The 12,967-nt window shown below is 42.9% G+C and carries 11 protein-coding genes and 1 pseudogene; 4 read left to right on the top strand and 8 right to left on the bottom strand.

The window, feature by feature from the left end; translation table 11 throughout:
• Positions 1-44 precede the first annotated feature (44 nt).
• A complete protein-coding gene (truB, locus tag VE944_RS23385) occupies positions 45-929 on the top strand; it encodes a tRNA pseudouridine(55) synthase TruB (RefSeq protein WP_324982620.1) in 885 nt (294 codons plus the stop codon).
• 394 nt (positions 930-1,323) lie between these two features.
• Complete coding sequence (locus VE944_RS23380) at positions 1,324-1,935, top strand: hypothetical protein (protein WP_324982617.1); 612 nt, start codon at positions 1,324-1,326, stop codon at positions 1,933-1,935.
• A 306-nt stretch (positions 1,936-2,241) separates the two neighbouring features.
• Here the strand turns inward: VE944_RS23380 and VE944_RS23375 are convergent, their stop codons facing one another.
• Positions 2,242-4,068, bottom strand: coding sequence for a hypothetical protein (locus VE944_RS23375; RefSeq protein ID WP_324982614.1), 1,827 nt, complete (start codon positions 4,066-4,068; stop codon positions 2,242-2,244).
• Positions 4,069-4,868: 800 nt separating this feature from the next.
• On the opposite strand from VE944_RS23375, the gene VE944_RS23370 reads away from it, so the two are divergent.
• Complete coding sequence (locus VE944_RS23370; RefSeq protein WP_324982612.1) at positions 4,869-5,714, top strand: alpha/beta fold hydrolase; 846 nt, start codon at positions 4,869-4,871, stop codon at positions 5,712-5,714.
• Between the two features lie 170 nt (positions 5,715-5,884).
• Here the strand turns inward: VE944_RS23370 and VE944_RS23365 are convergent, their stop codons facing one another.
• From VE944_RS23365 to carA, 5 genes are all read right to left on the bottom strand, one after another.
• The gene (locus tag VE944_RS23365; protein ID WP_324982609.1) at positions 5,885-6,187 is read right to left on the bottom strand and encodes a DUF1816 domain-containing protein; all 303 of its coding nucleotides are present in this window, start codon (positions 6,185-6,187) and stop codon (positions 5,885-5,887) included.
• An 86-nt stretch (positions 6,188-6,273) separates the two neighbouring features.
• On the bottom strand, positions 6,274-7,398 hold the full coding sequence (gene rlmB, locus VE944_RS23360) for a 23S rRNA (guanosine(2251)-2'-O)-methyltransferase RlmB (protein WP_324982605.1): 1,125 nt from the start codon (positions 7,396-7,398) through the stop codon (positions 6,274-6,276).
• A 92-nt stretch (positions 7,399-7,490) separates the two neighbouring features.
• Positions 7,491-7,970 (bottom strand): Mini-ribonuclease 3, encoded by a 480-nt coding sequence (locus VE944_RS23355; RefSeq protein WP_324982602.1) that lies wholly within the window; start codon positions 7,968-7,970, stop codon positions 7,491-7,493.
• Between the two features lie 575 nt (positions 7,971-8,545).
• A complete protein-coding gene (locus VE944_RS23350; RefSeq protein WP_199326607.1) occupies positions 8,546-8,896 on the bottom strand; it encodes an STAS domain-containing protein in 351 nt (116 codons plus the stop codon).
• A 231-nt stretch (positions 8,897-9,127) separates the two neighbouring features.
• The gene (carA, locus tag VE944_RS23345; RefSeq protein ID WP_324982596.1) at positions 9,128-10,294 is read right to left on the bottom strand and encodes a glutamine-hydrolyzing carbamoyl-phosphate synthase small subunit; all 1,167 of its coding nucleotides are present in this window, start codon (positions 10,292-10,294) and stop codon (positions 9,128-9,130) included.
• Positions 10,295-10,534: 240 nt separating this feature from the next.
• On the opposite strand from carA, the gene VE944_RS23340 reads away from it, so the two are divergent.
• Complete coding sequence (locus VE944_RS23340; RefSeq protein ID WP_324982593.1) at positions 10,535-11,509, top strand: retropepsin-like aspartic protease family protein; 975 nt, start codon at positions 10,535-10,537, stop codon at positions 11,507-11,509.
• A 10-nt stretch (positions 11,510-11,519) separates the two neighbouring features.
• Here the strand turns inward: VE944_RS23340 and trpD are convergent, their stop codons facing one another.
• Positions 11,520-12,587, bottom strand: a complete 1,068-nt coding sequence (gene trpD / locus VE944_RS23335) for an anthranilate phosphoribosyltransferase (RefSeq protein WP_324982591.1) — start codon at positions 12,585-12,587, stop codon at positions 11,520-11,522.
• An 80-nt stretch (positions 12,588-12,667) separates the two neighbouring features.
• Positions 12,668-12,967, bottom strand: a pseudogene (locus VE944_RS23330) (DNA adenine methylase); the annotation flags it as partial.

Genomic DNA, 12,967 nt, shown 5'->3' with positions numbered 1-12,967 from the left:
GTACGCCAGTTATCTTTAATTGCACCAACCTACTTAATGATTTTGTGTTATCTCAAGGTTTTCTCAACTTAAACAAACCATTTGACTGGACTTCCCACGACTGCGTAGCGCGAGTGCGAAAATTGTTGCGCCTCAAACGTGTAGGACACGCAGGAACCTTAGATCCAGCAGCTACAGGGGTTTTACCAATCGCCCTTGGTAAAGCTACAAGATTATTGCAATATCTGCCAGAAAACAAAGCTTATAAAGCCACCATTCGGCTGGGTGTGCGTACCACAACCGATGATTTACAAGGCGAAATTATCACTTCTCAACCTTGTGCTGGATTGAGTTTGGCACAAGTGAAAAGTGCATTACCACAATTTGAAGGCAAGATTGAGCAAATCCCACCTAGTTACAGTGCAATTCAAGTGGATGGTAAACGTCTCTACGATTTGGCACGCCAAGGTAAAACGGTGGAAGTTCCAGTGCGGACAATAGAAGTTTTTCAGATAGATATTTTGGACTGGAGAGAAGGGGATTTTCCCGAATTGGATGTGGCGATCGCCTGTGGTTCTGGTACATATATTAGAGCGATCGCTCGTGACTTAGGTGCAATTTTAGAAACTGGTGGCACTCTTGCCGCTTTGATTCGCACTCAAAGCAGTGGTTTCGATTTAACAGATAGTCTCACTTTGAGCGACTTAGAAACAAAACTCCAAGCCGATACATTTCAACCGATTTCCCCAGATGTAGCTTTACAACATTTGTCATCTGTTACTTTACCAGCAACATCTGCTCAAAAATGGTGTCAAGGTCAGCGAATTTCTCTAACTTTTGATGTTCCTGAAGTAGTGCGAGTTTATGATGAAGAGACTCGCTTTTTAGGTATAGGGCAATTACAAGATGAAGTGTTAATTCCCCAAATGGTTTATGAACCAATTTCTTAAAACTGTGATATTAACTGAAATCTGAGAAAACTTAGATGCCCATACACTAGTTCAAGAACATCTCGAACTATGAGATTATAAACCAATTCGCAATTCGCAATGACGCTCCTACGTCGCTAACGCAATTACGTTTTATCACAGGGTTTTAACCCCGTGACAAAACTTTTCGCCTTCAAAAGCGTTAGCGTAGCGGGACGAAGTTCGGTTTTAGACCCGATTGTTTTGATAAAGTTTGTGGCTACTGGGATGAACAAGATAAATATTATGAAATAATTTCTTTGCCTCGTATCCTCGAAACAGAACTAGTGAGGCAGCTTTGTCACCGGAACTTTTTCTGATAAATCACCTTCACAGATGACATAGCTATTGTTTATCAACTCATAGAATAAGAACTATGAAATTTTTCAATGTGGATTTTGGTTTAGTCCAGACTCCCGTGATTCTGGCGTTTGTCATGTTTGGACAAATTATACCAGTATATGCCCAAAATCAGTATAACTCACCAGATAAAGGGGATTATAAACACAGCTTAAGTGTCAGAACTCAATGTTTTCAGGATTTACGAAAAGATGTCTCTGCGGAGCGAGTTGCACGATTGTGCCGTAACGCAACCCGTTATACAAGCCAGTGTTTTCGAGAATTAAGAAATTCTACCTCTTTGGAGAGGGCTGAAAAACTATGCCGTATAGGCACACCCTATACCAGTCAATGCTTCCAGGATTTGCGGAACGTGACCTCAACAGAACGGGCAACACGGCTCTGTAATTTTGCTCTAGCAGATACGAATCAATGTTTTCGAGTGTTAAACCAACAGATATCAACAAACAGAGCAGAACAGGAATGTTTACCTCCTTTTGCTTCAGCTTTACAAGCTTGTATGGATTCCCTGACTTTTGATGCTCAAGGACATCCTACTGGTATTTCGGAAACGGTAGCAGCGATCAATTGTCAAAAAACTTTACCATTCAGATTTCCCCGTTCCAACAATGATTGGAACAATGAGTAAAATATTCAAAGACACATTAAGTTCAAAAAGGTCTTCAAAGTGTAACCTATAGAACAATACAGTTTAAGCACTATTTCGGAAAGGTAAGGCCATACTAAAGCAAGCTTGTAAAGGCAAGTTACTGGTTTGTGCGGACTAGCTCTTTTAAGGTGAGCATCTGTACTATCCAAGTTTTTACAGCATTTCAGGCATCGGCTGGAATTGAGCAAAGAATCTATGCATTCAACTCCAAATTTTCGAATGTAAATTACATTTATTTTATACTACAAACATTCACCTTGAAAAGGCTAGTTTCTGCGTACTTATCTAGAACCTTTTGTTATCCTTACAAACACCTTTTTCCGCAAACAATGGATTATTTGTATATTTTTCAACTTTATCCTTTAATTCACAGAATTTTTGGTCACCATCAAAGGTTCCGCTTTCTAATGGATAGAGCAAACCCATTGCCATAGCTGTAGGTGTAATAAAGGAGTTAGTCAACAGCAGACTCTCGTGAAGAACCTTCTTAGGGCCTTTTTTCCAACTAAACAGATCGCCCAAAATCGGCACTTCACCAAAAATCCCCCTCCACACCGTGCCGATGATAGGTACGTAACCACGCCCCCCATTTAATGTACTTTGGTTAGAGAATGTCGAAAGAGCGAAAAAATCCACAGCCTTAGTGTAAACAGTAGTATTCACTACCTGTTGACTAATACGTGATAGTGGGTCTTGTGATCCTATCTGTCCTGTCTTTTCACCACGATCTACCGGATCAGCGATAGTCAAATCGATTTTAAGTTCAGCAGAATTCATATTTTGTAACACATTAGGTGTTACCTTCAATGAGACTCCAGTGTTCAACTCACGAAATTTAGCGTCTTGCTCTTGGAACGCAGCAACTAGACTGATAACCCGCTCAAGCGGCAGAGATCCAACCACAGGCCGTGGAACATAGTTACCGACTTCATCATTAAGCCCGTCAGCTTTTGTGAGTAAATCTGAGAGTTTCAAAGGTGGAGTCACATCGAAGGCACTAACCGATGTTGAATTGACTGTCGTTGCTATCCCACTCAGACTAGCTAGACTGGTTCTTCCTACCTGTGCATATTCCACGTCCTTGAATTCACTCACAATCTCTTGGATTTTGAGCAAAGTAGGCATAACAAAAAAATCTTCTATGTCTTGGTTTAACGCATCAAAGGTATTTTGTAAGCGATTATTGAAGACATCGGCTGATTGTTGAAGATAGTAAGGGCTAAAGCTATCTGGTTTACTAATAAAGTAACCATAATGTAGCCCAAACTCAAGCGTTACAGCGCGACTGACTTTGGCGTAATCGTCTTCAAGACCTGTCCCCCAACACTTTTGAAGCATGTAACCCCTGCATTTTGGCTTCAGACCACGAATAGAGAAAAACCTTTCGAGTGGTTGTCCTCCTTCTTTTCTTAATGTATCTACATAGTATTTATAGCGTTCATCTCCTTCAATAAAATCCGTAAGTTTGTTGGCTATATTTTGGGTAGCATGAGTGTTTGGCGTTTCTGCTGCCACCATGCGTAAGACCATATCCAACAGAGATAGAGGACGATTGGAACTCAGGGCTGATTTATACCCTAGTTCATCAAGAAGTTTTTTGAACTCAGGATCGAAGTCCTTTTCATCTATATCTTTTGCGTATTGTTCAATTTCAGTATAGGTTTCTCGCACTAACTGTTGAGTTTGATTAATTTCGTGGCGTACTTTCACCATTGCTTTAGCTAAGTTCTGGGGATTATTGCTGGAAATCTGGATTCCCCACATCTGCATCACGATACCGGGACGGGGAAGATCAATTGCAGCAATGACTCGGTACGCAGACCTTCTTTCCGCACTCGTGCCATAAAGGATGATCTCATCATTAGTAGATTGATTTATTGTGAGATTCCATTTTTCGTCCTTTTTCACATCATTTAGGATCGTCTTTAAAGCTTCTACATTACGAAAATAATTTAACTTTATTCTTTGAGTTCCTTTAGCTTCTCTATTATCTGCCATTGGAGTTATTGTATTAGGAGAAATAGGAGTTGGTTGAGCTTGAGCAGATAAATCACCTCCAAGCACAGCAAAAGCACCCAGACTTAGCAAAAAACAAAGTTGGCGAGAACACATATTCACTTTCCTCAATAGATACTTCTCTAGATAGATTATTTAAGAATAACCCTCTTTTGCCAATCTCCGAACACAATAATCTCAGCCCAATTATGATACTTAGATTTAGTCTAGGTTTGAGGCTTTATTTTCTAACAGAAACTAAAATTTTTTATAAACAAAAAGTAGAAATTAAAACCCCGTAACCGTTTGAGCGATTGGATTCTCCCAAAGTGACAAAAGAGGCATAAGATAAAAGTTGGTCTGACTTTTCACGTTATGTGGAAAAGTCACGAAACACCTAACCCCCTAACCCCCTTTCCGACGCGGAAAGGGCAGGGTGGTTTCATACGAAAAAAGAAAAATACATAAGTCTTGATTTCTCGTTTTGCAACATGGCTTTTTACCCCTCTCCAAACCTCTCCCCGAAACGGAGAGAGACTTTGAAACCCAGTTTTAATTTTTCTCTGGTTGTATGAAACGACCCTGCTTTCCGACGCGGAAAGGGGGAAAATTCAAAGTCTCTCTCCTCTTAGGAGAGAGATTTAGAGAGAGGTTTTCCAGATACCGATGAATTGTCAGAAAAGTTGGTTACGCATTCACGCATAATTGTATTACGAGCTTCTTGCGCCATTTGAAATAGTATCTTTATTTACGCCGTGCTGTGCTAGCCGTATAACAAGATTAGAAAATATAATATAACCAACTACTATGACACAAAGTCTAAATCGAATTAAGGCAATTTTAGAGCAGACACCAGAAAAGGCTGAAGCGAATACGATAAGGATAGAAGCGATCGCTACACAGGAGAATTACAAGTAATGAGCGATCGCCATCCTACTACTGCACGTCTCAATGTCTACATCCAAGGTCAAGGATTTCCCATTCTGGGCTTACATGGTCATCCTGGTACTGGTCGTAGTCTATCTGTCTTTACCAATCATTTATCAAAACGTTATAAAACTTTTGCCCCTGATTTACGTGGATATGGCAAAAGTCGCTGGAATGGTAGTTTTAATATGAATGACCATTTAACTGATTTAGAAGCGCTGCTAGACCGCTTTGAGATTGAAAAGTGTCTATTATTGGGATGGTCACTTGGGGGAATTCTGGCTATGGAACTGGCATTACGTTTGCCAGAGCGCATTACAGGGCTGATTTTGGTGGCGACAGCCGCAAAACCCCGTGGTAGTCATCCTCCTATCACTTGGCAGGATAATTTATATACTGGCGTTGCTGGCTTAATAAACTATATAAAACCGAGTTGGCAATGGAATATTGATACTTTTGGCAAGCGATCGCTTTTTCGCTACTTAGTCCAACAACACACAACTACCAGTTACAAGTACATCGCCACAGAAGCAGTACCAGCTTATTTGCAAACCTCTCGTGCTGCTACTCGCGCCCTCTATAGCGAAATTCAATCGGGATACAACCGACTTCTAGATTTACAACAAATAGAATGTCCTAGTTTAGTACTTGCTGGTGAGCAAGACCGCCACATCACATCTAATTCCAGTTTAGAAACTGCTCAACACCTCAACAATTCTCAATGGCAGTGCTATTCCAACACCGCCCATCTTTTTCCGTGGGAAGTCCCCCAGCAGGTGCTAAATGACATTGACCATTGGCTGGAAGTTCATCCGCAGGTAATTCTTCGTCAATAGTCAAAATTTTTTAAATATTTTGACTATTGACGAAGAATAAATCGAGAGTGAAGATGTGGTGACGCGGTGAGTGAAAAAGACGCATTAACGCGGTAAAAGAATTTTCAGTCTCTCCGTGTCTTTGCGTCCCCGCATTGTCGCATCTTTTCCATTCTCTGGCCTAACTTAACTTAAATCTGACCGCCAAAGGCAGGCTGTACTTTGCGGTCAAATCTTTCCCCCAAGTCTTCAGCGATTGTTAAGTTATTAGGTTTGCAGCGCTTCACATTCACAGAAATTCCCGTAGCTCCTTCGATCTCCAAATCTTCTATATATCCAACGCTTGACAATTTTGCATCAGAAGAACTCAGAAATGGCCCGAAGTAGTATGTGCAACGGGGATTTTGCGTCACAATCTCTACCCACCAAGCCAATCCGAGGGAGTCGAATGTGTTAATTAACACTTCCTTGAGGTTATGCCAAATGGTTTTCATGGTTTTAGCCAGTTTATAAACGTCTACAGGGTGTTAAACGATATGTTGCTTTATTATGTTTTACATTTCTTTATACTCTGTTACTGTTACTTTTTCAAAGATATTTTTTGTAATTTATCTAAGTGCAGAGTATTTAGCGATCGCTGGCGATAAATTTCATAAAGCGTCATACCTGCTGCTACAGAAGCATTGAGGCTGGGAGTCTTACCTTGTAGAGGAATCGATACTAAGAAATCACAGGAACGTTGAGTCAACATACTCAGACCTTCGCCTTCTGAGCCGATTACCAAAACGATTGGGCCAGTGAAATTCACTGTATGCACAGGTTCGCTTCCACTTGCAGCAGTGCCATAAATCCAATAGCCAGCTGCTTTTAATTCTTCTAAGGCGCGGCTGAGGTTGACAACTCTAGCTACAGCAAAGTTTTCTAAAGCGCCTGCTGCGACTTTCATCACAGTAGAAGTGATCCCAGATGCCCTTCTTTGGGGAATCACTAAACCTTGAGCGCCTATTGCTTCGGCGGTGCGAATAATTGCTCCCAAGTTATGGGGATCAGTAATTCCATCAGCTACTACGATTACGGGATCGGTTACAGCTTTTGCCTGTTCAATTAGATCGGGCAATTCGATGTAAGCATAGGGAGCAACTTGTGCTGCCACACCTTGATGATTGGCTCCATTGGTGAGATAGTCTAAACGTTTGGGTTCAACCTCATCAATAACTGTGCCATTTTCTTTCGCTTGCAAGAGAAAATGGTGAAAGCTGGGGTCGTAGCGCAGACGGGTAGTAATCCAGAGACGGTTGAGATTGCGCTGATTTTGCAACGCACTCAATACTGGATGACGACCGTAGATGAGATCGTTATCTTCTTCTGTCGGTGTAGATACAGGCGGCTGGGAGAAGTTGCTATTTCGTTGGCGGGAGTTGTCAACGGGGTTGCTATCTATTTTCCTGGGATTACGAGTCGGATTTGCACCAGAGATGGGGTTGCTATCTATTTTTCTGGGATTACGAGTCGGATTTGCACTAGAGACGGGATTGCTATCTATTTTTCTGGGATTGCGAGTCGGATTTGCACTAGAGACGGGATTGCTATCTATTTTTCTGGGATTGCGAGTTGGATTAGTAACAACACGCTTACCCTGAATTTTTACAGGTTGCCCACGATTGGGTTCGTTGGAAGTTCTGACTTTTCTAGGTTTATTCTGCATTTGAGTTATAGATATAGCGTATGGTTGATTATCACAATTACGTCAATTTCTTGAACCAAATCTACTGATGTGGCTACTGTAAAATTAAGTTCTCACTCTTTTTCTACATGAAGCATTTGCAACAGTTCGGTTAGACGCTGGTAATTGGTGAGATATAAGTAGCCAATTAAGGTTTCTAGACTGGTTGCCTGTTGATAAATTTCGGGATTAAGTCGCTTAGGGCGTCCTGTAGCGGCGTTTCTACCCCGTCGGACAATTTCTAATTCGGTGTCCGTGAGATGAGGAATCAGCGATCGCAAATGTAGCGCTTGTGTTTCCGCTCTTACCTGCTCCACTACCAAACGATGGTAAATTCCTGTTCGCTGCAATGGCAGTAGATAGAACATTCTAACATACAACTCATAAATTGCATCCCCCAAATATGCCAAAGCAGCAGGAGAAATTTGTTGCACTTGTGAGAGGGAAATCTGTTGGAATGGCGCTGTGGTTGTCAAGAGTGCTTGAGTCCAAGATAAAGTCTGTTTGAGAGTTTCATCTTGTCCATCTAATACCTCTTCCTCCTGTGACTTCACAAATAAATCATTCCTTTACTGGCTCTATTTGGCAGGCATTCTTGGCCAAGACTGATTTTTCTGAAGTAAGCCATAATCCTATACTTAGCATAATAAATACTATCAAAAATACTTACTAATTCTATCTTTTTGATTGAGAAGAAAGCATTTTAGATCGCCCTGATGTCAACGCCTATAAATCAAATTTTGCCTACTTGTGGTCTGTGCCTAAGATAGGGTAAAATTCTGACATCAAACTCACCCTGTTACTTGATCGCATTGTCATGCTTACTTAGTAAGCGACAATTTTTAACTATACAGTATCAAGTCAAATTTACCTATAGAGAAACCTGCTGGCTTTGTATTTCTTACAAATTTCTCAGCCTTGATTATTTATCGGATAAGAAGCCAAAAATTACATACCCAAGAAGCGGGTGCTATATCTTTAATTATTGCTCTACTTTAAACATAATAGCTTAACTGGCTTTGTGCCTCTCCCACAAGGAGAGAGGTTTTCTGCCAGAAGCTTTAAAAATTAAGCTATCCGATGTTGAATCTGGATAGCCGAATTGATCTCTCGGTTCAAGCAATCAAGACTACTTCACGTTTTCTAGAGCTTCTTCAACTGATTTTTGCAGGGAGAGAAACTTCTCTAGGCGAACAAGCTTGACCGTTTGAGTTACCCGGGCATTCGTGACGATTTGCAAAGTGCCTTCGGCAGTTTGAGCCTGCTTGGCTAGCTGCACCAAAGCACCCAAGCCAGAGCTATCAATAAAGTCGATTTGTGAGAGATCCAAAATAATATGCTTAGGGCCCTCGTCAATCTTACTGCCAAGTACCTTGCGAAATGTCGGCTCAGAAAAGGCATCTAACAAACCTGTGAGGCGGAATAGCTGACAGTTATCCCGGACTTCACGAGTGCCCCTCAGGCTAACGGTTAGATTCAATGAATCAGCAATAATTCCCTCCTCATGAGTTAAAGTGAACGCTCAAGTATAGATGGTTTTGGAGCAAGTTGTCTACAATCTCCTGGGATAGGGGATTGGGTACTGGGTACTGGGTACTGGGGATTTGGGATTGGGGATTTGGGATTGGGGATTTGGGATTGGAAGAAAATAGTATTTTTAATCTTATTTCCTAGTCCCCAGTCCCCAGTCCCTAGTCCCCATTCCCTATTTTTACCTCACTTCGGCTGTCTCGGCTTGACGTGCTGTTCGCATGGATTGAACAAATTGCTCAAACAAGTAATCAGCATCGTGAGGGCCAGGACTGGCTTCTGGGTGATATTGGACGGAGAATACAGGTAGATATCTGTGACGTACCCCAGCAACGGTGCGATCGTTCAAGTTCAAGTGGCTGATTTCCACAACTGCCGTAGGTAAAGAATCTGGGTCAATAGCAAAACTATGGTTTTGGCTGGTAATTTCTATCCGTTGTTGTAAACCGGCTGGCTGATTTAAACCACGATGACCAAATTTGAGTTTATAGGTTTCTGCCCCTAGTGCATGACCTAAAATTTGGTGTCCCATACAAATACCAAAGATAGGCTTTTCACTTAACAGCAGTGCTTTAGCAGTTGCAATTCCTTCAGTAACCGCAGCAGGGTCGCCAGGTCCATTTGAAAGAAACACACCATCTGGATTGTAATTGAGGATTTCTTCTGGTGGTGTATCAGCAGGCACAACAATTACCCGACAACCATAACTTGTTAAGCGACGCAAAATATTGCGTTTTACGCCAAAGTCAAGGGCAACAACGGTAAAGGGTTCTCCAAGATTTTCCGCAGCTTCCGAGTTGAATTCCCAAGCTGGAATTGTGGGATCTGACCATTCATAAGCCTTTGCTGTGGTGACTTCCCGAACCAGATTTAAACCTGCCATGTTGGGAGCCGCCTGTACCTGCTCTAGCAATTCCGCCTCATCGAGAATGGTTGTGGAAATGCCACCGTTCATAGCTCCAAACATCCGAATTTTGCGGGTGAGGGCGCGGGTATCGATGCCGTAGATCCCTGGTACTTGGTTTTGTTTAAGGTAGTCTGGTAAGGATTGTGTTGATCGCCAGTTACTGGGACGGTGACAAATATTCCGAGCGATCGCACCCCGAACCTGGGGCCCATCTGATTCCTCATCTTCAGAATTTACCCCAGTATTCCCTAATTCAGGATAGGTAAAAATTACAATCTGACCGCAGTAACTTGGGTCAGTCAGGACTTCTTGGTAGCCGGTCATACCAGTGTTGAACACCACTTCTCCGATCGCGGTTCCCGTAGCACCGAAAGACCAACCGCGATAAGTGGTTCCATCTGCCAGGACAAGTAAAGCTGGTATTGCGTCAAACAGGGGCATAGTAAATGGGGAGTGGGGAGTGGGGAGTGGGGAGTGGGGATGAGGGAGCAGGGGAGGCAGGGGAAGAATTATTGATTAATGCCTAATGCCCAATTTTCCATTTCCCATTCCCCAATACTGCGATTGTTAATTATCCCATGAGTTGAACAATTGGAAGTTTTTAGAATAGTTAATTAAAATTAAAAGGGAATTAAATTAGCGGGAGTGGCTTTGGCAAAGCTTGGGTGGTTAAAATTAATTATGCTTCAGTCTTTTTTATCCCGTGCAACCCTAATTTTTGTATCAAGCGCTCTAGCGGTTTTGTGTGTTGCCTGTAGTGAAGGCCAACGGAACACTGCGACTGGTGGCAATGAGCAACCCGCGCCAATTGGGGAGCAGGCATCAGTACAGCCTGCCGTTGAACCAACAACACCAGCAGTTACCTCCACCCCAGAAGCACAACCGCTAGAGCCGTCTGAAAGTGAACCAAGTCTTTTTGAAATGGGGCTAGACAAAGCCGTTGGCGCTTGGAGTATCAGCCGCTCTGCTCAATCTCCAGGTGATTGGATTTTGGTGGCGAATCAGTACCAGGATGCGATCGCGCTGATGCAAAGAGTCCGGCGACAAAGCCCAGAATTTGCGATCGCTCAAACCAAAATTACTGAATATCGTCGCCAAATTAAATATGCCCAAAAGCAAGCTAATCCTCGCCCTGTGAGCGTTGCCGAACCGAAGAGGATAGTAGTTGTGGTTCCCCAGAGAACAACCACACCAAAGTATACCTCACCTCTATCGCCTCCACAAGAAACAAAACCGTTACCAACAGAGCCAGGTTTGCCCTCATCAGCAGTGGTAATTCCAGATCAGGAAGTGTTTACAGCCCCGATTAAAAGGCGACTTGGTGGAACGCCAATTGTCGAAGTCACTTTCAATGGCCAGCGACAATTTGACATGATTGTGGATACGGGAGCCAGTGGCACTGTAGTTACCCAAGAGATGGCAAATACCTTGGGAATAGTGCCAGTGGGGAAAGCTAAGGCAAATACCGCGAGTTCCAGGGCTGTAGAATTTCCTGTGGGCTACGTTAATTCGATGGCAGTTGGCGGGGTAACAGTGAATAGAGTAGCAGTAGCGATCGCAGGTACGGAACTAGAAACTGGACTTTTAGGACATGACTTTTTTGGTAACTACGATGTCACCATCAAACGTAATGTGGTAGAGTTTCGTCCGCAATAGCGATCGCAAATCAATCCGCCAGAAACTCAACTAACTCCTCCAACTTCGTCCAAGCTGCCCCGCTTTGTAGGATATCCTTAGCGATTTTAATCCCCTCACCGTGATCTAGGAGTGCGATCGAACCTGCTACTTGCAGCGCCAACGACGCATTCAACGCTACTGCATCTTGTTGTGCCTGAGTTCCCTTACCTTGGAGTACCGCCTTGAGAATCACCGCATTCTCTTGGACATCTCCACCCCGAAGCATACCTACGGAAGCAGGTGTTAGATCCAAATCTAGGGGATTAATCGTAGTTAACTGCACTTCTCCATCTGATAACACCGCCAAGTCAGTTAAATCTCCTAACCCAGCCTCATCAAGTTTTTCTCGTCCGTGCAGCACAATCGCCTTTTCTTTGCCCAAATTCTGTAAAGCCTCGGCAACTGTTGCCAAAAGCTTAGGAGTAAATAAGCCCACTACCTGCCCAGTTGGACGCAAGGGATTTACTAACGGCCCGAGCAAATTAAAAATTGTTCGCACTTTCAAAGTCCGCCGTAATGAGGCAACCGCCTTAAGTGCTGGATGCCAACCAGGGGCAAACAAGAAAGTGATCCCGACTTCTTGTAGTGCGGCTTGTACTTTTTCACTAGAGGCACTCAAGTTTACACCTAAGGCTTCCAATACATCTGCACTCCCGGTGAGACTTGAGGCTGAACGATTGCCGTGTTTGGCGACAGGTATACCAGATGCTGCGGCGACAAATGCAACGGCTGTAGAAATATTAAAGGTTGATGATCCATCTCCACCAGTGCCACAGGTATCTATTACAGTGCTGACTTCTAAGTGCTGAGTGCTGACTGGGGAACATTGAGATTGTAATACTTCAGCCATGCCGGTCAACTCGTCGGCAGAAATGCCTTTAAAGTTCAGCGCTGTTAAAATAGCCCCTGATAACTCTGGGGGAACCGCTTCACTGAGCCATCCTTGCATCAATTCAGCAGCTTGAGTACGGGACAAGGATTGGCCATCTATTAATTGTTGCAGCAGGACATACCAGCTAGCAGAGGATTCTTGAGCAGGGATTGGAGAAGTTATCATAGCTAAGGTTTGTATGTTGTAACTATATTGAGAGCTATGGGGTTATCCTACCGGAAAATTGGAAGCTATCAAAGTTAGGTTTAAATCTCAAGGCTTAATTGTAAAGCTGGATTAGCAAGATCCTGAACTTGTGATTTTTTCTCCAAATAAAGTTTAACTTCGTAGTTTGTAATGAATAACTCTTTTCCTTTAGCTGCACCACTCTGTTTATAGTTATTCATCCCATACTGTAATTCCCATGCTGAAATATTAGCCCATTGAAAATTTTCTCTAATATGCGATGAGTCATCATAGGTTATTAACCAGCGATGATGACATTGTTGCAAAATTTCAGCAAATCTCTGATGTTCAAAAGAAGTGTGCAAGTCACCATCTTTACC

Source organism: Nostoc sp., from assembly GCF_035638895.1.
GTDB lineage: Bacteria > Cyanobacteriota > Cyanobacteriia > Cyanobacteriales > Nostocaceae > Nostoc.
The sequence above is the reverse complement of the archived record's forward strand: the minus strand, read 5'-3'. Positions and strand labels throughout refer to the sequence as shown.

What these genes read in the sequence shown, in the direction of transcription:
- VE944_RS23380 (WP_324982617.1), top strand. Translation starts at nt 1,324, where the DNA reads ATGAAATTTTTCAATGTGGATTTTGGTTTAGTCCAGACTCCCGTGATT.
- carA (WP_324982596.1), bottom strand. Translation starts at nt 10,294, where the DNA reads ATGCCCCTGTTTGACGCAATACCAGCTTTACTTGTCCTGGCAGATGGA.
- VE944_RS23370 (WP_324982612.1), top strand. Translation starts at nt 4,869, where the DNA reads ATGAGCGATCGCCATCCTACTACTGCACGTCTCAATGTCTACATCCAA.
- rlmB (WP_324982605.1), bottom strand. Translation starts at nt 7,398, where the DNA reads ATGCAGAATAAACCTAGAAAAGTCAGAACTTCCAACGAACCCAATCGT.
- trpD (WP_324982591.1), bottom strand. Translation starts at nt 12,587, where the DNA reads ATGATAACTTCTCCAATCCCTGCTCAAGAATCCTCTGCTAGCTGGTAT.
- VE944_RS23340 (WP_324982593.1), top strand. Translation starts at nt 10,535, where the DNA reads ATGCTTCAGTCTTTTTTATCCCGTGCAACCCTAATTTTTGTATCAAGC.
- VE944_RS23365 (WP_324982609.1), bottom strand. Translation starts at nt 6,187, where the DNA reads ATGAAAACCATTTGGCATAACCTCAAGGAAGTGTTAATTAACACATTC.
- VE944_RS23375 (WP_324982614.1), bottom strand. Translation starts at nt 4,068, where the DNA reads ATGTGTTCTCGCCAACTTTGTTTTTTGCTAAGTCTGGGTGCTTTTGCT.